At 61.1% G+C, this 21,258-nt stretch carries 18 protein-coding genes and 1 pseudogene; 7 read left to right on the forward strand and 12 right to left on the reverse strand.

Going from position 1 to position 21,258, the window contains the following annotated elements; translation table 11 throughout:
• Window positions 1-269: 269 nt before the first annotated feature.
• Window positions 270-1,763 (forward strand): tyrosine-type recombinase/integrase, encoded by a 1,494-nt coding sequence (locus FXV83_RS12280; protein WP_235939458.1) that lies wholly within the window; start codon window positions 270-272, stop codon window positions 1,761-1,763.
• Window positions 1,764-2,316: 553 nt separating this feature from the next.
• On the opposite strand, the gene FXV83_RS12285 is transcribed toward FXV83_RS12280, so the two are convergent.
• The 7 genes and pseudogenes from FXV83_RS12285 to FXV83_RS12315 form a co-directional block, all read right to left on the reverse strand.
• Entirely contained in the window at window positions 2,317-2,898 is a 582-nt protein-coding gene (locus FXV83_RS12285; RefSeq protein ID WP_148739432.1) for an NADPH-dependent FMN reductase, read from the reverse strand.
• A gap of 198 nt (window positions 2,899-3,096) precedes the next feature.
• The gene (locus tag FXV83_RS12290) at window positions 3,097-4,107 is read right to left on the reverse strand and encodes a bile acid:sodium symporter family protein (RefSeq protein ID WP_148739433.1); all 1,011 of its coding nucleotides are present in this window, start codon (window positions 4,105-4,107) and stop codon (window positions 3,097-3,099) included.
• Window positions 4,108-4,894: 787 nt separating this feature from the next.
• Window positions 4,895-5,189: pseudogene (locus tag FXV83_RS45405) on the reverse strand (hypothetical protein).
• Window positions 5,190-5,312: 123 nt separating this feature from the next.
• Window positions 5,313-6,086: an anti-sigma factor family protein gene (locus tag FXV83_RS12300; RefSeq protein WP_148739434.1), complete on the reverse strand. Its 774-nt coding sequence runs from the start codon at window positions 6,084-6,086 to the stop codon at window positions 5,313-5,315.
• A complete protein-coding gene (locus FXV83_RS12305) occupies window positions 6,083-6,607 on the reverse strand; it encodes a sigma-70 family RNA polymerase sigma factor (RefSeq protein WP_148739435.1) in 525 nt (174 codons plus the stop codon). Before FXV83_RS12305 ends, FXV83_RS12300 begins: the two co-directional genes overlap by 4 nt.
• A gap of 31 nt (window positions 6,608-6,638) precedes the next feature.
• Window positions 6,639-8,093: a YncE family protein gene (locus FXV83_RS12310; RefSeq protein ID WP_148739436.1), complete on the reverse strand. Its 1,455-nt coding sequence runs from the start codon at window positions 8,091-8,093 to the stop codon at window positions 6,639-6,641.
• 10 nt (window positions 8,094-8,103) lie between these two features.
• Window positions 8,104-8,637 carry a DUF305 domain-containing protein gene (locus tag FXV83_RS12315; protein WP_187435852.1) on the reverse strand — a complete coding sequence of 178 codons (534 nt, stop codon included), beginning with the start codon at window positions 8,635-8,637 and terminating at the stop codon, window positions 8,104-8,106.
• A 283-nt stretch (window positions 8,638-8,920) separates the two neighbouring features.
• Here FXV83_RS12315 and FXV83_RS12320 point away from each other — a divergent pair, with 283 nt between their 5' ends.
• From FXV83_RS12320 to FXV83_RS12340, 5 genes are all read left to right on the forward strand, one after another.
• The gene (locus FXV83_RS12320; RefSeq protein WP_187435853.1) at window positions 8,921-9,979 is read left to right on the forward strand and encodes a YeiH family protein; all 1,059 of its coding nucleotides are present in this window, start codon (window positions 8,921-8,923) and stop codon (window positions 9,977-9,979) included.
• A gap of 2 nt (window positions 9,980-9,981) precedes the next feature.
• Entirely contained in the window at window positions 9,982-10,872 is an 891-nt protein-coding gene (locus tag FXV83_RS12325; protein WP_148739438.1) for a LysR family transcriptional regulator, read from the forward strand.
• Window positions 10,873-11,112: 240 nt separating this feature from the next.
• A complete protein-coding gene (locus tag FXV83_RS12330) occupies window positions 11,113-11,343 on the forward strand; it encodes a hypothetical protein (RefSeq protein ID WP_148739439.1) in 231 nt (76 codons plus the stop codon).
• A 45-nt stretch (window positions 11,344-11,388) separates the two neighbouring features.
• A complete protein-coding gene (locus FXV83_RS12335) occupies window positions 11,389-12,630 on the forward strand; it encodes a molybdopterin-dependent oxidoreductase (RefSeq protein ID WP_148739440.1) in 1,242 nt (413 codons plus the stop codon).
• Window positions 12,631-12,640: 10 nt separating this feature from the next.
• Complete coding sequence (locus FXV83_RS12340) at window positions 12,641-12,973, forward strand: cytochrome c (protein ID WP_148739441.1); 333 nt, start codon at window positions 12,641-12,643, stop codon at window positions 12,971-12,973.
• A 324-nt stretch (window positions 12,974-13,297) separates the two neighbouring features.
• On the opposite strand, the gene FXV83_RS12345 is transcribed toward FXV83_RS12340, so the two are convergent.
• The gene (locus tag FXV83_RS12345; protein WP_148739442.1) at window positions 13,298-13,588 is read right to left on the reverse strand and encodes a hypothetical protein; all 291 of its coding nucleotides are present in this window, start codon (window positions 13,586-13,588) and stop codon (window positions 13,298-13,300) included.
• Between the two features lie 297 nt (window positions 13,589-13,885).
• On the opposite strand from FXV83_RS12345, the gene FXV83_RS12350 reads away from it, so the two are divergent.
• Window positions 13,886-14,128: a hypothetical protein gene (locus tag FXV83_RS12350; RefSeq protein WP_129274358.1), complete on the forward strand. Its 243-nt coding sequence runs from the start codon at window positions 13,886-13,888 to the stop codon at window positions 14,126-14,128.
• 896 nt (window positions 14,129-15,024) lie between these two features.
• On the opposite strand, the gene FXV83_RS12355 is transcribed toward FXV83_RS12350, so the two are convergent.
• From FXV83_RS12355 to FXV83_RS12370, 4 genes are all read right to left on the reverse strand, one after another.
• Complete coding sequence (locus FXV83_RS12355; protein ID WP_148739443.1) at window positions 15,025-15,525, reverse strand: hypothetical protein; 501 nt, start codon at window positions 15,523-15,525, stop codon at window positions 15,025-15,027.
• Between the two features lie 605 nt (window positions 15,526-16,130).
• Entirely contained in the window at window positions 16,131-16,352 is a 222-nt protein-coding gene (locus tag FXV83_RS12360; protein ID WP_148739444.1) for a hypothetical protein, read from the reverse strand.
• A gap of 313 nt (window positions 16,353-16,665) precedes the next feature.
• On the reverse strand, window positions 16,666-17,931 hold the full coding sequence (locus FXV83_RS12365) for an efflux RND transporter periplasmic adaptor subunit (RefSeq protein WP_148739445.1): 1,266 nt from the start codon (window positions 17,929-17,931) through the stop codon (window positions 16,666-16,668).
• A complete protein-coding gene (locus FXV83_RS12370) occupies window positions 17,928-21,110 on the reverse strand; it encodes an efflux RND transporter permease subunit (RefSeq protein ID WP_148739446.1) in 3,183 nt (1,060 codons plus the stop codon). Before FXV83_RS12370 ends, FXV83_RS12365 begins: the two co-directional genes overlap by 4 nt.
• Between the last annotated feature and the right edge of the window lie 148 nt (window positions 21,111-21,258).

Here is a 21,258-nt window from a genome sequence, read left to right on the forward strand (position 1 = left end):
CGAAAGCGATGGCTGCAAAACCGGCCTCGATATGTCGGTACTTCTGAGGACCCGCGTTTCCGCCGACGAGCGGAAAACGTGGTGATCATCAATATCCGGCAGTGGGCCGCCGGTCAGCAAGTGTCCGACAGCACCCTGCATTCAGAGTGGTATAGCGTAGACGTAGTTCTCATCTTCGCCCGTTGCGGCGCTCCCTAGGGGAATCGAACCCTGTTTCAGCCTTGAGAGAGCCAAATAATGGGTCCCTCTCCATCCGCCAGCGTTCGCCGATGTCCGATTATTTCAATAAATTCAATGTACAAAGTCCGGTATTGTCCGCCGACGTACACGTCTTATATTCGACAGATATTCGACGTATAACAGTGCAACGAACGCTATGGTCGAAGACACTCACCGAGGCTCAGGTCACGACGGCTAATGCGCGCTCCAGGCTGGGACCTGGCGTGCATTGGCGTCGCCTCGATGCGGAAGCGCATCTGGGCTATCGCAAAGGAAAACAAAGCGGCGTTTGGTTTGTCCGCTGGCGTAATCACCACGAAGGCGGCAACTACAAGCAGCTGCCAGTCGGCGTCGCCAACGACATCAATGACAAGCCCGCCGCCGGGATTCTGACCTTCGCACAGGCCGTGAGAACGGCACGGGAGGCCGTAGCTCGAGCCAGAACAGAAGCCGCGTCGCAGGCGGCGGGTCCGGCTCCTACCGTACGATCGGCCGTTGAATCATATGTCAAGGAACGCGACGCTCGAGAAAGACGCCGAACAGGTCGCGACGTCCGATCCGATGCCGGTACCAAGCTGCGGCGCTACGTTCTTGGTCAAGAAAAGCGCGGCAATCAGGAAGCTGTGGGATCGGCTCCTCTCGCATCGGTGCCTCTGCATGCCTTGACAGAAGACGACTTGATAACGTGGCGTGAGGGTTTGCCGGAGGACCTAAAGGTCACGACCAAGCAGCGGTTCGCGAATGACCTCAAGGCCGCACTAAATGCCGCGTGGCCGCGGCTTTCCGCAGATCGGAAGAAACTAAACCCGACGTTCCTCGCCATTGTGAAGGCCGGCTTCAAAGCCGAGCGGATCGATGATGACGATGATGCGTCCGTTGCTCGGGATAACCAGATTCTCACGGATGAGGAGGTTGGCGGCATCCTTCAAGCTGCGTGTGAAGTCGATCAGGAGCAAGGATTTGATGGCGACCTATATCGGATCGTCGTATGTCTGGCCGCGACCGGCGCGCGGTATGCCCAGGTCAGGCGAATGCGCGTGGGCGACGTACAGGTTTCTGCTCGACGTTTGATGGTGCCGGGCTCCTACAAGGGACGCGGCGGCAATGGCGGCTCAGACCCGATCCCAGTGGGCGACGATGTGATTGAGGTGCTTTTGCCCGCAATCGCCGGGCGGCCAAGCGATGCCCCTCTTTTCGAGCGATGGATCCATGAACAGGAGCCGGGGGGCATCGCATGGAAGAAGTCTGAACGCGGTCCGTGGAAAAGGGGCGAACTTGCACGTCCCTGGAAGGCCATTCGCGAGCACGCCGGTATGCCGGAGGTGATTCCCTATGCTTTGCGGCACTCGAGCATCGTGCGCGGTCTGCGAAAGGGCTTGCCCATCCAACAGGTCGCCAAACTGCACAACACCTCAGTCAAAATGATCGAGCGGCACTACGCGAAATACATTGCGACCGCCTTGGAAGACCTCGCAAGGGCGGCAGTCGTGTCCCTGGTGCCGCGGAGGAATGGAAACGTGGGGCCGATGGGAAAACGCGCGTAAGGGATAACCAAGATCATGCGCTGCAGGATTGGCTCGGGCGTGCGCGATCCCGCGCCCGCCCCGACGGAACTAACTCCGCTGGGAGACCGGTCTTAATGCGCTCAGTTGCGTGAATGACGAGGGGATCATTTCGGAAGCCCCGCGCGTTATGAAGAACGCTGCTTCAATCCTCAGTAGGTCCAATCCATCATGGGAAAGTTTGAGCCAGGTCCAGCCAATCAAAGCCAGCGAAATCTAAGTTCGCACAGCCGGACACAGTGGAGAAGCAGTGCGGCAGAGAGTGTCAGTCAATCCCCATTGAAACAAAAGGCGTTTTCGACCTATTCGGACCTAAATCTACCGGTCGAGCTTCGGCCGGAAAATAGGTTTCGCCTCCGATAAAAGCTTACTCCGCGAATGGCCCGTCATCTTCGCGATCGAGATCATGAAGGAGCCATAGCGCGGCTTCGCGTTGTCCGTGACAGGAAGCGTAGGCGTTTGCCCCGAAAGCAAAAGTCAGATTCGCCCTTCTTCAACCCAAACATCTTCCATATAGCCTTGGCGACCCAGACGTCTACTGAAGCGCCCCGATTGCGGCCAGTGCCGAGGCGCTCCGTGAAAGCTCGATCAATCGATTGACGGACTGCATTGCAAAGCTGAGGAACGATTGATCCAGCACCCCGTCCGACACCTTTTTCGTGACGTTCCCGATGACGACCTGCGCTCCGCCAACGAGGCGAGCGGGGATTGAAAGCAGCGTCTCGTTGACCTGCGCGTGGGCGCGAACACCACCGGTGAAGGCTGGAGACACAGATATCACTAAGACTGGCTTGTCGATCAGAACGGACTTCCCATATGGGCGGGACGCCCAGTCCAGCGCATTTTTCAGGACCCCCGGCATGCCGTGGTTGTATTCCGGTGTGACGATGATCAAGCCGGCGCTGTTCGCCACCGCATTCCGAAACTGCCGCACCTTGAGGGAAGCATGATTTCCATCCTCATCCTCATTGTAGAGTGGAAGCTCCGGGCTCAATATCTCGAGGCTTGTCCTGCTTGGAAGGCTACCGCGCAAACTGGCGAGGGTTGCGCGCGAAAACGATTCCTTGCGGAGACTACCAGGTAGCCCAACGAGGCGGGTCGGGACTGCAGACATCATACGATCTCCATCGCGCTGCATTGATCGGCCACACCAGCAATCGTCCCTGCCGGAATTTTCGATTGTGACCACCGCCTAAAGAGATAAGGCACGGGTGGCGGCCTCCTTTTCAATTTGCCCGAATCCGTGCAAGAGGCCAAAGGCGCCGATCAGCCTGTCCCTTTCATGGGCAGGTGAAAACCGTCGGGACGGCTTTCGTCAGCGCATCACAACGGACCTGGCGCCGGCCGAGGCGGGTGCAGAGAGCTCTGCACGACGACCCCATCGCTGGGCCAGCGCCGCGCAGACCATCAATTGAATCTGATGGAAGACCATCAGTGGGAGGATCACTGCACCCGCCCCGTGGGAAGCAAAGATAACTTTGGCCATGGTAACGCCCTGGGACAGGCTCTTCTTCGAGCCACAGAAGATAATGGCCACGCGATCGGCACGATTGAAGCCCAACCATTTGCCGAGAAGTCCGGTCGTGATCAGGGCGGCGCCAAGAAGGATGCCGTCGGCGACGACCAGCCCCGCGAGCGCAGCTGGCGGAACCTGATGCCACAAGCCCTCGCTGACGGCCGCGCTGAAGGCGGAATAGACGATGAGCAAGATTGATCCCTGGTCGACCGCGCCGACAATGCCATCATGACGTCCAATCCATCCGCCGATGAACGGCTGGAGCAGTTGTCCGCAGACAAACGGCACGAACAACTGCAACGTGATCTGTCCGATAGCGTCCCAGCCTGAGGCAGCTTCGCCGTGATTTGAGAGTACGAGACCTGCCACGAGCGGCGTCACGAAGATGCCGATGATGCTTGAGGCCGAGGCACTGCAAATCGCCGCCGGAACGTTACCCTTGGCGATGGCGGTGAACGCGATCGAGGATTGCACCGTGGATGGCAGGGCGCAGAGGAACAGGATGCCGGCGTACAGCGTCGGCGTCGCAAGCGGAGACAGGATCGGCTTGAAAGCCAGACCGAACAGCGGAAACAGCACGAATGTCGTCAGCAGCACCAGGGAATGCAACCGCCAGTGACCTGCCGCAGCGATCACGGCTTCGCGCGACAGCTTTGCTCCATGCAGGAAGAACAGCAAGGCAATGGCGAGGTCGGTGAGGTGATCCACCACCAGCGCCGCCGTGCCGCGGCATGGCAGCTCGCTCGCCGCGACGACGGTCGCGATCAACGCCAGGGTGAAATTCTCAGGCAGGAACTTGGGTCGAGACATGCTGATGATCTGTTCGCCGGAACCGGCTTTGAACTGGCGCGATCGCGAAGTCAGCGCGCCTTTGGGGGCAATGCAAACATGCCCCAGTGAGAACAACTGATCCATTCGTCGTGGTTGGTCGCGAACGCAGATGTCGATGTGGTGGCGTTCATGATCGTCTCCTTACTTTGTACGCACGATCTAGAAGTAGGGCGCGGTCAACCCGTCACCACTAAAACTCCATTTAGGCGCGCTTACTCATTGGCGGCTGTCGCGAGAGCAAAACTACCTTGGCGCGCGACGATACGATTTCCGAATCCGGATCCGGCCCGGCCTGAACCAGACCATCGTGGCGCAGCGAGACCTCCGAAAACGGCGATGCGGCCGCCCGCTCGAGCACTGCGCGCAATTTCGGGTGAAGACCTTCGCCGCGCGACGCCGCGAAGGCACTGAATTGATGAAGAGAGCACATTGCCAGGACTCCTGGGCTGCTTACATCACGGGGCGCGATACTTCCGACGACCGACTCTTGGCGGGCGCTCGACAATCATTCACGGACCGGACAACGTGGTTCGGAACCGCGCGCAACGTTGTCGATAGAGTGGAAGTATGAGTCCGCGCTCAGATTTCGATTAAATACGAATTCATTCCCTGGCACGGCGAACTCGCGGGAGGATTCAGCTCACGACAATGACACCACACGGCATGCAAGGCGTCGCGTCTCGGCCAGACAATCGCTCAATGCCAACCGGGCTCATCGACGGTGGCGCCGCCTCCGCAACGAGCTTCGAGACGGCGGCACTTCTCGCTATCTGCGAACACGAGGATTGGTGTTGCGCCAAGTGGGCACAGCGTTTGTCACGCCTACCGAAGGCCAGTTGTACGACCCCACCGAGGGTGCGGTGACGGGTTCCGACAGACGTTCCGGACGTCCCATAGGTCCCGGATGGCGGTGTCGACAGTCCGGACGTCCCATAGGCGGCAGATTGCATCGTCGAGACATCGTGCCTCAAATACGTGTAGCTCTTCCCTTCCGCAGCAAGGGGCGCGACCGCCAGCCCCACAGTTACGAAGGCGGCACTCACAAATTTGGTTGTCATCATAATCGATCCTCTCTCGTGAGAGATAGGCGACAACCCTTGTTCTACACGGCTCGACATCCTAAATTCTTATTCAATGACGGTGATCGCATGGGGATGCGATCCGCCACACTTAAGGCCGCCAATTCAGATTGCGCGCGCCTGCCTGCGAACCTCGTTCGCAATAGCCTTCAGCGAGTTCAGCGGCGCCGGGCCTACAAGGCTATAGCCAATGCCGTCGTCCGCCCAGGCAAAGCCGGTGGCGCCGCCATTTGACTGTGCTGTCATTGGTGCGTTCTGGTCGGCGCTGCTCATCGGCCGCGTCAGCACGACGACCCGGCTGCCGTGGTCATCGTCATACATGAACATTGCGGCTGGCCCGTGCTGGGTCGCGACCAGGCGTCCACCCATCAGACGGTAGCCTGAACTCGCCAGGTCCGGCACCTTGACAGGCCGGTTCAGCCGACTCGAGATCCATTGGACGAACTGCGTGGTGTCGGATGCTCGCACCTCGACGGGGCGGATCCGATCCGGTGCGTAGACATTGTAGGAATAGGCCGCTTCCTGCGCGAGCGCCGCCAGACCGCCAGGTGGCGCCTCCAACGAGCCGCGCATCACCCAGCCGCCAAACCCGCCCACACTCAGCAGCAGCATCGCCGCGATCGCCCACCATGCCGGCGGAGAACGACGCCTCCGACCCTCGACAATGCGTGAGAGATTCAGCTCGGGTGGCAACGGCTCGTCAGCAATCGGCGCCAGCGCCGCGCGCAACAGCTCGCGTTGATCGGCAAAGCCGGCGACGCGCTTGGCGACGTCCGGATGATCGGCAAGGTAGGAGCCGACTTCCGCTCGACGCTCCGGCTCGAGCACATCATCCACATAGGCATGGAGGTCGTCTTCCGTGATCGGCCGGTTGTTCATGTCAGCCTCCGCATCGTCACCACGTTCCCTGGCGCATCGGCGACGCCGTCGAGCTCCTGCTGCAACCTCTCGCGTGCCCGCGACAGGCGCGACATTACGGTGCCAATCGGGACATTCAATACTTTCGCGGCCTCCGCATAAGAGAGATCCTCGACCGCAACCAGCAGCAGTACGGTTCGCTGCTCCCCCGGCAGTTTCGCAAGCTTGTCTAGTACGTCTTGATACATGAGCCGATGCTCCTGCGCGGCAGCCCCGCGAAACTCGCCCTCACCCGCTTCCTCGATCGGCACATGCCTGCCGCGCGATGACGCCTGACGGAATTGATCCGCCGCGAGGTTGTGCAGGATCGTGAACAGCCAGGCGCGCACGCTCCCGTCCCGCCTCTGATGCCAGCGGCTGACAGCGCGCTCCAGGCAGTCCTGCACAAGATCGTCCGCGTTCGCGCGGTTGCGCAAGAGGGCGCGCGCATAGCGGCGGAGGGCGGGGATCAGCGGCTCGACCTGAACCAACATGTCCTTCATCTCGCCCTCCGCCTGCGTTCCTTCTCGAACGTCAACGGGTCTCAATCTGGATCGCCTCGCCAGGCATGGCCGGTTCGCCGGACGCAATCACAAGGTATCGCCTGTCGGCGTTTGCCCTCTGATCGACGATCTGCCGGATCGGGCCAGCAGCGTTGACGATAGCCGATCCTGCCGGGTTCGTCATGAACGCTGCGAGCGGCTGCAACGGGCCGCTGCCGTCCTCATGCTCGGAAAGCGCCAGCACGTATTTCTGCTTGGGCTGGAGACCCGTCACCGAGGCTTGCAGGATCTGGATCAGACCCTGGTCGAACAGCGACACGCTGGTCGGCACCTTGCTGTCGCCCGTCCGCTGCTTGGGTGCAAGGGCGAGATGGGCAACCTGGCCGGCAACGCCGAGCGGCTGCAGGTTCTCGCGGTTGTCGGGATTGGGCGCGGCATTGGGGACATAGGCGATCGCCTGGGGGGCCTGACCGATCGGAATGTTCGCAATCACCTTGTTGGTCGCGGTATCGATCGCCGCCAGCGCGTCGGCGTTCTCGAGGCCAACATAGACGCGCGATCCATCGCCCGATGGCCAGACGCCGTGCGGCAAATTGCCGACCGGGATGGTCGCGACCTGCGAGAAATCATCGGTGCGGAACACCTTGACTTCATTCAGGCCACCGATCGTGACATAGGCGAACGATCCCTTCGAAGTGTGTGCGAAGTTGACATGGTTCGTGATCGGACCGGTGTCGATCGTCTTGATGAGGCTGAACGGAGGACGTGCGTCGAATACCTGCGTCTTGCCGACGTCCTTAAGCGTGAACCAGACCTGCTTGCCGTCGGGCGTCGCGGCGATGTTCGGGCAGAACGGGCTATCCTGCTTTACTTTGGCGACGATCTTGTGGTCGGCAACCGTGACGACATCGGTTTCCGGATTGAACGACGAGCAAATGTAGCCGTACTTGCCGTCGGGCGAGAAAATCTGCATGCCAGGTCCGCTCGGAGTCGTGATGCGCGTCTTCTCTTCAAAGCTCTTGGCATCGATCACGGAGATGTAGTTCTCGCCGCGCACGGTCACCCAAACCTCCTTGCCGTCCGGCGTATAGAATGCCTCATGCGGCGAACGACCGACATAGGTCATATGTTTGACCGCGTTGGTCGCGGTGTCGATGAAGGTGACCGAATTCGAGCCGATCGACACCACCGCGAGCGTGTGGTGATCGGGCGAATAGCCCATACCGTGGACGAGCACCTGCCCCTTGTAGAGCGGGCTGAAATTGAGCGGCTGCGGATCGCCCAGCCGGATCACGCCGAGCAGCTTGTTGTCGACGGGATCGGTCACCGAGACCGTGTTCGAGAACTGCTCGGCCGCATAAATCCGGTCGTGATGGCTGATCGGGATGTCGGGCGAGGACAGCGCACCGGGCGCTTGCCCGGCCCACGCAGCGGACCCGGTTGCGAGCATCGTTGCCGCCAGCAAGATAGTTTTCCACGTTTTCATGTTTCGCTCCTTAGTGCTTCATTCCGGCGGACATATCCATCTGCATGCCCGAGTGATGGTGATCGTGCGCGGCAGGGAGGGCCTGCGGTTGCGTCGGCGCGGGCGTCGTGTCGGTCGCCGGCTCGCCGATTGCGAGCTTCATCGCGGCGATCTCCTGCATCTGGTCGACGATGATTTCCTGCGCGATCCGCCGAAGCTGCTCGTTCTTGCCGTAGCGCAGCTCGATTACGGCCATGTCGATGGCGCCCTGATGATGCGGGTTCATCATGGCAACGAAGTCGCGATCGATATCGCCGCTGGGCTTCGCCGCCATGTCGTTCATCATCTTGGTCATCGCCGCGTCGTTTTCTTTCAGGAACGCAGATTCCTCGGCGGTCAGCCCTGCCGCGGGATCGGCCGGATGGGCTTCATGCGCGAACGCGAGCGGCGGGATCGCGCAAGCGATCAGGACCCGCCCGCCCAACAGGATCGCGGCGAGCCCTGGTCTTCGGAAACGACACCTGCTTGCAAGGGTCGCAATGAATCTGCGGGACTGCTGATGCATCCTGAACTCCCATGTTGATCGCATGGGAGTTTGACGAAGCGGCGCGCGTTCTATTCCAAACGGCCGCAAAGGTTTCTTCACTCGCGGGCACGCGGCTGAAAATAAACCAACGGCGACAATGACTAGGGCACGATCTTCGGCCCGATCACAGACGCGTTAGCGTCCACTTAAGGGATATGCTCTAGTGAGAATTGATCGATTTTTTCGATCATACCTTAAATATCAATCTGTTTGATAAATTTATTACCGCGGACCAATTTTGGCGTAACCCGGAGTAACGCCAATGACCTCTGCCATCGACTTCCGCACTTCTCCAGTCAAACCCGTCATCCGCGAGACCATCGTATCGCGGGTGAAATCAGCCCGCGCCGTCATCCCCGGGGTGGCGCTGGCAGGAGCTATCGCTCTCGTCGCCAAATTGCTTCACGGCGTTCCAGGGATTGCCACGTTCAGCCCCATGATCCTCGCCATCTCGATCGGGATATTCGTGCGCAATCTGGTCGGAACGCCATCCTTCGCCGCCCCGGGAATTTCTTTCAGCGTGCGCCGTCTGCTTCGTGCCGCGATCGTTCTCCTCGGCTTTCAGATCACGCTGACTCAACTTGCAGCCGTGGGTGCAAAGGGACTCTTGATCGTCGTCGGGACGCTCGTTGCCACCTTCGCTTTTACCCTCGCAACCGGCCGCGCCCTGGGCGTCGACCGAAAGCTCACCGAGCTGATCGCCGCGGGCACCTCGATCTGCGGGGCTTCGGCCGTTGTCGCGACCAACAGCGTCACCGGGGCGTCCGACGAGGACGTCGCCTATGCGATCGCCTGCGTCACAATCTTCGGCTCGATCGCGATGTTCGTCTATCCTGTGCTGCCGCATCTTCTGCATCTCGACGGCGGGGCCTACGGCCTCTGGAGCGGGGCATCCATCCATGAGATTGCGCAGGTGGCCGCCGCTTCTTTTCAGAACAGCCAGCGCGCCGGCGAAATCGCGACGGTCGCCAAGCTTGCGCGAGTCATGCTGCTTGCGCCTGTGGTGCTGGCCCTGAGCGTCGGGTCACGGCTTGCGGCCCGAGGCGCGCCCGGCAGCTTGGCACGGGCACCCCTGCCCTGGTTCGCAATTGGCTTTGTCGCGGTGACTGCCGTCAACAGTGTCGTGACCATTCCGTCGGAAATGAGGGACGCAACGATCACCCTGTCCACCTTCCTGCTCACGATAGCTCTTGCCGCCATGGGCCTAGAGACCGATATCTCGAAACTCTACGCGCAGGGCCTGCGTCCGGCTATATTGGGCGCACTTGCCTTCCTGTTCATTGCAATCTTCAGCCTGGCTCTCATCAAACTCATGGGGTGACCATGACGCTCGAACAGCTCCGGATCTTCGCCGCGGTCGCCGACAAGCAGCACGTGACGCAGGCCGCCCGCGAACTGAATCTGACCCAATCAGCCACGAGCGCAGCGATCGCCGCGCTCGAAGGCCGTTATGGTGTCAAGTTATTCGATCGGGTCGGTCGCGGCATCGTGCTCACGCATATGGGCCGCTCGTTTCTCGGAGAAGCCCGTGCCGTGCTGGCGCGCGCCCATGCGGCCGAGCAGGTTCTGCGGGACTTCGCCGGGCTCAAGGCCGGAAAGCTTGTGATCGCCGCAAGCCAGACGGTCGGCAGCTATTGGCTGCCCGCGCGGCTATTGGCTTTCCAGGCCACCTATCCCGGCATCGAACTTGACGTGAAGATCGCCAACACCGAGCACGTCGCGACCGACGTTCGCGAGGGCATGGCGGATCTCGGCTTTATCGAAGGCGATATTGACGACGCCGCATTATCGGCCCGACGTGTCGACGGCGATGCGCTGGTCGCCGTCGTAGGCCCACAACACCCTCTGGCGAACCAGAGAAAGCTGCCTCCAGACTGGATTGCCACGACACCGTGGATCCTTCGCGAGAAGGGGTCCGGAACGCGTGCCATGTTCGAACGGGCTCTGAAGAAGCGCGGAGTACACCTTTCCGGCCTCACGGTGCAGCTCGAGCTCGCTTCGAACGAGGCCATTCGAACCGCCGTTGAGACGGGCCGTTGCGCCGCCGCCATCTCCGATCTGGTGGTCGAAAACGCGATCGCGGCAAAGCGGCTGGTCCAGTTGGAAGGCGAAATGGCGAAGCGTTCGTTCTACGCCTTGCGTCACAAGGAGCGGCATGTGAGCAAGGCTGAAGCTGCGTTGATGTCCAGCATCACAGCGGGCCCTGCTGCGTAGGCACGACGTGCACCCGCGGGTCCGCACCTTTATTCCATGCAACAATTGAACTGATGCCTCGTCAGCAATGTCGCGGGCGTCGTCAGCGCAAGGTAGCGTCTTTGGGCATTCGATCGTGGCCGGCGATCGGAACGATCTGATCATCCCGTTGGATTGCTGCCGTATTGCGGTCTACCTCCTTGAGAAGCGGCAGGCACATCGAACACTCTGCTTGCCAAAACATCGAAATGGAGATTCACCATGATCGCTTCGCCCCGCGCTTATCTCGCCATCGTCTTGCTGGCCACCCCCGCTTCGCTACTCGGTTCGCCGCTCGCGCATGCCGGCAGCACGATGCATTTTTCGGGCAACAGGAGCAACATTCACTCGCAGGAGCACCTTCGTTTTACGACAGGACACCTTCCATGCATTCGCCAGGCGCCACCCCGCCGGCAGGTCGAAGATCCCCTCGCGGACATCAACCTCGGATGACCGGCCCTGCATCGAACGCGAACCCATTTTAGCATGAGGATCTCGATGCCACTACATCGCAACGATCGACACGTTCGAGCTCTGACCCGCCGCGCCGTGCTCAAGACCTTCGGCGTCGCCGGCATGGCGCTCGCCGGCTCACCGGCCTGGGCCGATCAGTCGGTGCGCCTTCTGTTCGCCAGCGGCCCGCAGCAGCGGCCGATCACGCCTGACTTCCCGCAGAAGGGACCCATGATCCTGCAACGCACCCGACCGCCGTTGTTGGAAACCCCGATGGAGGTGTTCGATCGCAGCGTGTTCACGCCGAACGACCAGTTCTATGTTCGATGGCACTGGGCTGTGATCCCGACGTCGGTCGATGTGGACGCCTTCCGGCTCGCCGTGCGCGGCCACGTCAACCAGGTGCTGTCCTTGTCCATCGGCGATCTGCTCAAGATGCCTCGCGTCGAGCTCGCTGCCGTCAACCAGTGCTCGGGCAATTCCCGGGGCTTCTTCTCGCCTCGTGTCCCCGGCGCGCAGTGGGCGCATGGCGCGATGGGCAATGCGCGATGGACGGGAGTGCGGCTCAAGGATGTGCTGGACCGCGCGGGCATCAAGTCCGGCGCGATACAGGTCCGCTTCAGCGGACTGGACGAGCCCGTAGTGCCCGAAGCACCTGATTTCCGCAAGTCGCTCGACCTCGATCATGCTCGCGATGGCGAAGTCATGATCGCCTTCGCGATGAACGGCGAGCAGATGCCGCTGCTGAACGGCTTTCCGCTGCGCCTGATCGTGCCGGGATGGTACTCGACCTATTGGGTCAAGATGCTCAGCGACATCGAGGTCCTCGATCGCTCGGACGACAACTACTGGATGGCGACCGCATACACCATCCCGGACACGCCGCACGCCAACGTCACGCCTGGCCAGACCGGTGTGAAAATGATTCCCATCAGCCGGATGGTGCCGCGATCCTTCTTCACCAATGTTACGGAAGGTGCGTCGCTTCCGGCTGGTGGCAGCGCGGCAATCCGCGGGATCGCCTTCGGAGGCGACACGGGCGTCGCCAAGGTCGAGCTTTCGATGGATACCGGCCGGACCTGGCAACTCGCGACACTGGCTGATGACTTTGGAAAGTACAGCTTTCGCCGCTGGCAAGTGAACATTCCCCAGCTGATGAAGGGCGTTAATTCACTCCTGGTCCGCTGCACCAATCTGAGTGGCGAGGTTCAGCCCTCGATGCCCAACTGGAACAATAGCGGTTTCATGCTCAATGCCGTCGAGACAGCTCACATCACCGCCATCTAGGAGCGATTTCATGCGACACTCCATCATTGCTCTGGGCACCGCATTCGCAGCCCTCCTGACGCCCGCCGCCGCCCAGGTTCAGCCCGCTCCGGCGATCAAATCGACGAACGTCGAGCTTCCACCGGGCGATGCGCTATTTCCGGGCGGATCCAGCGCGGACGCCATCAACAACAACTGTCTGGCCTGTCACTCCGCAGACATGGTGCTGAACCAACCTGCTCTCTCCAGGTCCGCCTGGGACTCCGAGGTCCACAAGATGATCAAGGCTTACAGAGCGCCCATCGACGAGGGCGACGTGCCCGCGATTGTCGATTATCTGGCCAGCACAAAGGGAACGAAATAGCGTCAGGCCTGCGACCAGGACGAGCTGGCGTTGTCTGGGAGCTGCGCTTGCACAGGGGATCAGCGAAATCAGAAAGCCAGCAGTCAAGAGAGCGCATCGAACTTTTCTCCAAGTGCTCATTAGGAGTGGTCGCGGCCTTCGGCGCCCTGGAAAGGGCAACCGCGTGTGAGCCTCACAACACGCTGATCTCCGCGACCAGGCCGACAAATCCGCCGGCACGAACAGAAGTCCCAACAATTTAGTGCAGCGCGTTGCCGGCGAGCTCACACGCAGGCAGCACGAGAAGAGCGGGTATCATCATTTGGCCTGGCGACATGCCCGCGCTCAACATCCGCGACAGATCGACCCCTCCAGCATCTTTTCAACCCGCGCATCCTCCTTGTCGATCGCAGCGTTCGTACCGAGCGGTGGGCCTTTCATGGCATGACCTGCTGTACCGGATGAGGGCAGCGCGGTGCCCAGGGAATTCGTTCCCGGCGCCGCAGCACTCGTGCCGAGCGCGCCGCCACCCATCGACATGTGCGAGCCCATCGATCCCATGCCGCCGCGGGCGAATGCTGCGGTGGCGGAGAGGACGAGACAAAGTGCGAAGCAAAGCAAGGACAACAGCCTCATGATTTATACTCCCGGCGTTGAGATGACCTGAGCTCGAAGTAGGCATCAGGCACGTCCGGCACCGAGCACGATGGCGAGAGCGATCATGACAAAGAATACAGATTCGACATCGGCTTGTTCACAGCTCCAAGCGTATTGCGCCTTCTCGGAAGAGTGACCTGCGACGATGCACGATCGCCCGCGGAAATGCCTACTTCAGACACATCAAGAAGATTCGGTTCGGGAAACGCAACAAGGAGAGTAGCAGTAATCGCGAGCCGCTAATTCTCCGCACGAATGAGACAATGGAGAATGATGATGACTGTGTTCAAGACACTGATTGCTGCGGCGTTGATCTCAACGGCGTCAATCCCATCCGCATTTGCGGCGTGGTCCTTCGCCGACCAGGAGCCTGCGGCGTATGCGTCGATGTATCCGAACCGGGACGTCCTGAACGGCGGCGCCCTGACGCCGGCAGGCAGGATGGGTCTCGAGCGCGCCGGCGGCGCGGCTCCCGTGTTCGCCGGCCGCAACGTCCATATCGGGCCGAGATACCGCTGAGCGCAGGGCGTCGCGAAGCGTCATACGGGGTGCTGCCGCAACCTGCGGCGCACCCTGTTTGCTATTGGAAGTTCCCGCATAGGATCCTGGGGCACTCGCGATCCTGCGTAGCCACTCGATTGGGTTTGCTGTCTCCCGGCCAGCCGTCGCAACTTTTCTCGGACATCGGTGATCGAGCTCCCGTACAAATGACGGATTTCCAGCTCGGCCTTGAGATTCACCTCACAGCCACCTTTCGACAACAGCCAATCCTGGCTGCCCTGTCAGGTAGATCTGCGAAGGGATCCCCACCGCAGACAACGTCCCGGACGCGGTCATCGAAAGTGAGTGCCGCTGGGCCTGGACAGCACATATTGGCCACCGCGCCGAACAAACGTCTGCACACAGCTGGAGCCTGCGCAATGTTCAGGGGCCTTCGGACATTGGAGGAGCGAGTAGTCGAGCCGAACGACGTTTGAGTTGTCGTCATATGTCGCGAAGTAGTGTCCAGCCTCAGCGTCGGAGCCGCATCTGGACAAAACAATCCTCCTGATTTCGGACGGAAGCTGAGCGATCCTCTCGGCGCTCATTGGTGGATCAGGGGGGACGACCGGCACCGCATAAGCCGGCGCCCACCACACCGAGATTGTCATACAGATCAGTATGAAAGGAATTCGTTGCATGCAGCACCTTCGCAAACAGCGGCTCTTTCGGGAGCGCATCACCGACGATTGGATCGTCCTGGATAAAGACTAGGCGATAGACGCGCTCCGGCAAGGATCATGACGGCGAATTGAAACTCTCTGATCGAGAGTTCGTGCGAAGTTACTGAGCTTAACGTGTATCCCGCGTCACGGGCGCTGCCGGCACCCGATTGCCTGGAGCCATCAATCTCCGCTCTCGAACGTGAATTGGATCTACCGGCCCCAATGCTTACGTCTGATCTCGACAATAGAACGCCTGGGATTTTGAATGCGTACGCTCATCTGCGCGACAGCTGCCCTCCTGTTGAGCGGTAGCGGCTGCCTGGCACAGGTCTCGACCATGGGAACGACCGCCATGGCTATTCCGACAACACCGGGAGCGATTGTGTCGTCCCCGCTGGCAGGGCCAAGCCCGTTCACGAGCCTTTTCTCGGCCGCGACTGTTCCCGGCGCGCCAGCAACAACCCTGACTTCGCCCCCGCTGACACAAGATCCCACGCTTCCAGGAACGAGCGTGAATTGCGCGCCGACCGAGGTGGAGCTTTCGCCTTCCGTAGCAAGCGTCACCGCCACAAGCAGCGGCGTTTCTGCGAGCCCCGCCGTGGCGATGAGTACAACGAGCCCGATGGGCGCAATGGGAACCATCACTGGCATGTCGGTGCTGGCTGCGCCGATGACCGTTACAAGCCTGCCGCCGACCTTGCCGGCGGCCATGCCCGTGACCATCGTCGGCACTGTCACTGGCAGCACGACAGGCACTGTGGCGCCGGCGCCCGCACTCGGCAGCTCCACTCCCGGAAACTCGTGCACATCGGCACCCGGAAGCACCCTGACCAATGCTGCGGCTCTGCCGGCGTCAACGCCTGATATTCCGTCAACCCCTGCCCCCGGCACCATTCAGCCGCCGGCGATCAACGCCGACACCAGCATCAGCCCCGTGCCGAGCGTGATGCCCACCCCGAACACGAGCGCATGTCCCGAAAGCATTTCGATGGACCTCACTAATCCGGCTCCGGCTAGTCCCCTCACCAACGGCACTGCTGCGACGGCGGGCGCATCCCCGCCTGCTGGCTGCTAAGCGCAACGCCTGCAATCATCGACAACTCGGTCGACTGAGCCCAATGGTCGGGCTCGCTGGCGCGGTCCGGGACGCTGCGCCGTGCCCGGTCGCGCGGAGTGAGTCCGTCAGTCTAGGATGTGGCGGGTAATGTCTCATGGTCGAAGACGACAGTCGGGGGCGACCCGAACATGTGGAGGTGGGCAGGAGGCGCCGGCATCCTACTGCGCAGTGGGCTTATGCCGCCGCGCCTCCTTCTGCCTCAGCAAATCTCCGGATTGTCACCGTGATCGCAAATGCCGTCCGGCTGCTCCGAGGGCGCTGCGGAGTAGGCGCCGAAAGGTTCTGCAAACGGAAGGACACCCGCGTGATGAGCGCGCTCCGTGATGTGCCGTTGGTTCGCGTAAGTCTCGCGTGCACTGGCGGCCGTCGTGAACATCGCGGTCGCGATCAGTCCCGCCGACAAGATCTTCAACATCGTCATCGACCTTCTCCATTCAAATGCAACGAACGTGTTGCCCTATGAGCGAGGTGCGGATCGATGCAGCGGAGGCGAATGCAAGACTTGCTCACAGGCGCTCAATGAGCTGTGAGGCGCTTACGAGTCTTTAATCCCGCGAACCAGGAGGAGCCAAGGCACGCAGTGCCTCGCGGACATTGAATACGGAGGCACTCGCGCCGGATCATCTGGCGGTCACCATTGACGGTTCGGAGAAGCATGCTCGCGGACTGGAATATGAGGCTACGATCCAGCAATCCGTGCTTTCGATCGGCGCCTCGTCGGGTTTGGCCGCGCGTTAGCTCGTCTGCGGCCTGTGGGCAGAAACCCGGCTACCCTCCGTCAGGCTCAGCATCGGATTGAGGATCACCTGATCGCCCGGCTTGACACCGTCGTGCACCTCGACCTGCGTGCCGAAATCGCGTGCGATCGCGATCTTCTGCATGTGAACGACGCCATTTTCCACGACCGCAACATGCAGGCCGTTCTCATCGAAGACAACGGCGTCGGCCGGTACGATCAACGACGGCGTCTTGCGCGGAATGTACAGCTCGACGGTACAATAGATACCCGGCTGAAGCGCTCCATTCGGATTGGAGACGTCGATCTCCGTCAGCAATGTACGGCTCCCGGGCTGGAGCGCGGTGGCAATCCGCGTGACCTTTCCCGGAAACGCCTGGTCAGGCAGTTCCGGGACCCGGATGACCGCATCGACACCCGGCTGAACTCCGACCGCCTCGTCCTGCGGAACAAACACCTGCGTGCGGATGACATTTGCATGCATCAACGTGAACATGAATGTCGAACCGGCCTGCACGAGGCTGCCATTGTCGATACTGCGCTGGGTGATCACGCCGTCGAAGGGAGCCACTACGCGCTGATAGGCCTTGTCCTGCTCCAGAACCTTGATCTGAGCTTGCTGAGCAGCGATGTTCGACTTCGCCACGGCCTCGGCCGCCTGCTGTGCGCGCAGTGTCAGACGGTCATTGTCGCCCTGCTGGGCGGTCAGCCATCCCTGTTTGACGAGACCGCTATCGCGCGCGTTGGTGATCTCGGCGAGTTCACGGCTCGCCTGCGTCTGCTGAAGAGTCCCCTGGGTCTGCGCCAGGGTGGCTTGGGCCTGCGCGATCTGGTGGTCCAGCTCGGGCGCGGCGATCTCGGCCAGCAACGCTCCTGCCTTCACCCGATCGCCGATATCGACATAGCGCTTTTCGATGTAACCGCTGGTCCTGGCAAATATGTTGGCAGCTTCGAAGGCTGCCGTTGTCGCCGGCAAGGTGACATTTATCTTGCTGTCACCGGCGCGGACGGTTGCGACGCGGACTTCCGGCACAAGCATACGCGCTTGTTCGGACGTCGCCGCCAGCGCGCGCTCGGCCTCATAGTGGCGCCAGCCACCCACAGCGAGCCCTCCGGCAAGCAAGAACAGCGCCGCTGACCCGAACACGGCTGCTCCGGACCGCCGCTTGAGCCGGCCTTCGGTCCGCAGCAGAGGCCTATCCGCATCGTCCGGAAAATCGAGGTTATGGAGCGGCCGATCGGGCCACACATCTATCTCAGTCATGCCTGCATTTCCTCGAACACGCCATGCTGCGGCTTTCCGTCATTGCCCTTGCGCAGCATGGCAAACAGATAGGGGACGATGAGCAGGGTCGTCGGCGTTGCAAACAGCAGTCCGCCGATCACGGCGCGCGCGAGTGCCGCGTTCTGCTCCTCGCCGGCACCGCCGATCGCCATCGGGATCATGCCGACGATCATCGCGGCAGCCGTCATCAGCACTGGCCGGATGCGGGTGCGACCGGCGCTCAATGCCGCCTCAAAGGCGGAATGGCCCTTCAACTGCTGCTCGCGCGCAAACGTCACCAGCAGGATGGAGTTCGCCGATGCGACGCCCACGGACATGATCGCGCCCATCAGCGACGGGACATTGAGCGTGGTCCCGGTGATGAACAGCATGGTCACGATGCCGCACAGCGTCGCGGGCAAGGCCAGGATAACCACGAAAGGCTCACCAAAGCTCTGGTAGTTGACGACCATCAGCAGATAGACGAACACTGCCGCGAACACGAGGCCGATGCCGAGATCCCGGAACGAGTCGTTCATGCTCTGGATCTGGCCCAGGACCTGGATGGAATTGCCGGGCTTGAGTTGCTTTTGAAGATCGGCGGTAACCTTGCCGATATCGGCTGCGACGCCGCCGAGATCGCGGCCCTGCACGCTGGCATAGACCTCGTAAACCGGCTGGACATTGCTCTGATTGGCGTTGGTCGGCACCGTATCGCGCTTAAAGGTCGCGATGTTGCCGAGCATGCCCGGCACCGTCTCGCCACTCGCAGCGAGTGACGTGGACACGGGCGTATTGGCCAGCGCATTCAGCGAATTGATCTTGTATTCCGGCGTCTGCACGGCGAGATAGTAGGGAATGCCGGAGCTCAGATCGGTCCAGAAATTCGGCGAGACCTGCACCGACGAGCTGAGGCTGACATTGATGTTGGTCGCGACCGTGCTGGCGTTCAGCCCGAGCTGGGCGGCACGGGTCCTGTCGATATCCGCATAGAACGCCGGACCGTCGATCTCCTGCTGGAGATGGGCATCCACGATGCCCGGAATGGCGGCCAGCCGCTTCTGGAGTTTCTTGGCAACCGCCAGATTGTCCGTTCCATAGCCGACGGTTCGAACGTCGATCTGCGCCGGCAGTCCGAAGTTCAGGATCTGCGTGACGATGTCGGCGGCCTGGAAATAGAAAGTGTCCTCGGGGAACGACGCCGGCAGGACCTGACGCAGCTTCTTGATATACTCCGCAGTCGGCCTGTGGCCGTCCCGGAGCGAGACCAGGATGACTCCGTCGTTGATGCCGATGGTTGAGCCGTCGGCAAAGGCTAGGTTATACGCCCGCGCGGGCAGCCCGATATTGTCCACGATGAGCGAGCGATCCTTCTCAGGAATGACTTCGCGGATCTTGTCTTCGACCTTCTGGAATATGGCTTCGGTACTCTCGATACGCGTTCCAGCCGGCGCGCGGACATGGAGCTGGATCTGGCCTCCGTCGATCAAGGGGAAGAAATCCCTTCCCACGAGGCTCAGCATCACCACACCCAGACCGAGTATCAGGATCGCAACAATCGGCACAACGGCGCGGTGCCGAAGCAGCAAGCCGAGAAGCCGGGAATAGCCGTCACGCAGCCGCTCGAAGCTGCGCTCGAAGGCGGCGGACAGGCCCGAGAATAGCCCGGCGGAGACTTCGCCGTGGACATGCCGGCGTTCGCCCTTCAGCAGCAGCCCAATCGTGATCGGCGTCAGCGTCCGCGATAATCCGTAGGACGCAAGCATCGCAAATACGACGGCGAGCCCCAACGGCGTAAACAGGTATTTGGCTGGCCCCTCGAGGAACACCACCGACGTGAACACGCAGCTGATGGCAAGGGTAGACACCAGTGTGGGCACCGCGATCTCGGCCGCTCCGTGCAAGGTCGCATCCGCGAGCGACATCCCCTCCTCTGTCCACAGCCGATGGGTGTTCTCGATCGTGACGGTCGAATCGTCGACCAGGATGCCGACCGCCAGGGCGAGGCCGCCCAGCGTCATCGTGTTCAGCGTCTCCCCGAGAAAATAGAGCACGACAAGCGACGACAGGATCGCCAGCGGGATCGAAATCATCACCACCAGGGTCGAGCGCCACGACCCCAGGAACAGGAGAATCATCATGGCGGTCAACCCCGCCGCGATCGCCCCCTCCCGAAGCACGCCATTCACCGAATTCGTCACGAAGACCGACTGGTCGAATAGTTCCGTGATCTTGAGTCCGGGAGGCGCGGCAGCGCGAACGGCGGTCAGCGCCTTCTTCACGCCGTTGACAACTGCCAGTGTCGAGGCGTTGCCGTTCTTGATGATGCTGAGAAGGACCGAGCGACGACCGTCCTCGCGAACGATGTTCTGCTGCACCATCGAACCGTCGCGTACCTGGGCAACGTCCTTCAGCAGGATGGTCGCGCCGTTCGTGAACTTGACCGGAATCTTGTTGAGATCGTCGATGGTCGCCGGCGTCGCGTTGGTGCGTACCGTGTACTGTATATCTCCCATCTTCGCGGTGCCGGAGGGAAGCGTGAGATTCTGAGTATTGACCGCGTTGACGATGTCGAGCGGCGTCAGCCCTCGGGACAGGAGCTTGTCGGGATCGATGTCCACCATGATCTGGCGGTACTTTCCGCCGGCCGGCGTGGGCAGGGTGACGCCAGGAACGGGCGCAAGCTGCTGCCGGACACGATAGATGCCGAAGTCATAGAGTTGCTGCTCGTTGAGATTGTCCGAATTCAGGCTGAGCTGCAGCACGGGAACGCTCGACGCATTGAACTGCACCACGATCGGCGGCTGGATGCCCGGCGGCATCAACGCACGAATCGAGTTCGCTGCGGAGACGATCTGCGCGATAGCCAGGTCGAGATTGACGTCGGGTTGGAAATAGATCTTCTGCACCGATAGACCGTTTAGGGTCTGAGACTCCATGTTCTTGATGCCGTTGACGTTGGCACTGATCGAATACTGGCTATAGGTGCTGACGCGCTGCTCCATCTCCGGCGTGGATAGACCAGTGTACTGCCAGATGACAGTCACCACAGGGATTCGTATTTCCGGGAAGATGTCGGTCGGCATCGACCACAGCGCCGCACCGCCCAGAAACAGGATCAGTACCGCCACCACGTAGAAGGTGTGCGGGAACCTCAGTGCAAATCGAACAATTCCCATTCTGGATCCCTGCGCCGCTGCCGGTTCTGAAAACGCGACGAGACATGAAGTCGCCAGGCAGCCCGCTCAACCAAGTTGGGATTCGGGCGCCGCAACATGAAATGACGAAGCCATCGCGCGACTTCACTTTTTGGTCAGGCTTCGAGCA

It is taken from the genome of Bradyrhizobium hipponense, assembly GCF_008123965.1.
Lineage (GTDB): Bacteria > Pseudomonadota > Alphaproteobacteria > Rhizobiales > Xanthobacteraceae > Bradyrhizobium > Bradyrhizobium hipponense.

Bases quoted from the DNA above. Each gene is read 5' to 3' on its own strand.
- FXV83_RS12280 (WP_235939458.1), top strand. From the start codon at position 270: ATGTCCGATTATTTCAATAAATTCAATGTACAAAGTCCGGTATTGTCC.
- FXV83_RS12285 (WP_148739432.1), bottom strand. From the start codon at position 2,898: ATGATGTCTGCAGTCCCGACCCGCCTCGTTGGGCTACCTGGTAGTCTC.
- FXV83_RS12290 (WP_148739433.1), bottom strand. From the start codon at position 4,107: ATGTCTCGACCCAAGTTCCTGCCTGAGAATTTCACCCTGGCGTTGATC.
- FXV83_RS12300 (WP_148739434.1), bottom strand. From the start codon at position 6,086: ATGAACAACCGGCCGATCACGGAAGACGACCTCCATGCCTATGTGGAT.
- FXV83_RS12305 (WP_148739435.1), bottom strand. From the start codon at position 6,607: ATGAAGGACATGTTGGTTCAGGTCGAGCCGCTGATCCCCGCCCTCCGC.
- FXV83_RS12310 (WP_148739436.1), bottom strand. From the start codon at position 8,093: ATGAAAACGTGGAAAACTATCTTGCTGGCGGCAACGATGCTCGCAACC.
- FXV83_RS12315 (WP_187435852.1), bottom strand. From the start codon at position 8,637: ATGCATCAGCAGTCCCGCAGATTCATTGCGACCCTTGCAAGCAGGTGT.
- FXV83_RS12320 (WP_187435853.1), top strand. From the start codon at position 8,921: ATGACCTCTGCCATCGACTTCCGCACTTCTCCAGTCAAACCCGTCATC.
- FXV83_RS12325 (WP_148739438.1), top strand. From the start codon at position 9,982: ATGACGCTCGAACAGCTCCGGATCTTCGCCGCGGTCGCCGACAAGCAG.
- FXV83_RS12330 (WP_148739439.1), top strand. From the start codon at position 11,113: ATGATCGCTTCGCCCCGCGCTTATCTCGCCATCGTCTTGCTGGCCACC.
- FXV83_RS12335 (WP_148739440.1), top strand. From the start codon at position 11,389: ATGCCACTACATCGCAACGATCGACACGTTCGAGCTCTGACCCGCCGC.
- FXV83_RS12340 (WP_148739441.1), top strand. From the start codon at position 12,641: ATGCGACACTCCATCATTGCTCTGGGCACCGCATTCGCAGCCCTCCTG.
- FXV83_RS12345 (WP_148739442.1), bottom strand. From the start codon at position 13,588: ATGAGGCTGTTGTCCTTGCTTTGCTTCGCACTTTGTCTCGTCCTCTCC.
- FXV83_RS12350 (WP_129274358.1), top strand. From the start codon at position 13,886: ATGACTGTGTTCAAGACACTGATTGCTGCGGCGTTGATCTCAACGGCG.
- FXV83_RS12355 (WP_148739443.1), bottom strand. From the start codon at position 15,525: ATGGCCGCCGGCAAGGTCGGCGGCAGGCTTGTAACGGTCATCGGCGCA.
- FXV83_RS12360 (WP_148739444.1), bottom strand. From the start codon at position 16,352: ATGACGATGTTGAAGATCTTGTCGGCGGGACTGATCGCGACCGCGATG.
- FXV83_RS12365 (WP_148739445.1), bottom strand. From the start codon at position 17,931: ATGACTGAGATAGATGTGTGGCCCGATCGGCCGCTCCATAACCTCGAT.
- FXV83_RS12370 (WP_148739446.1), bottom strand. From the start codon at position 21,110: ATGGGAATTGTTCGATTTGCACTGAGGTTCCCGCACACCTTCTACGTG.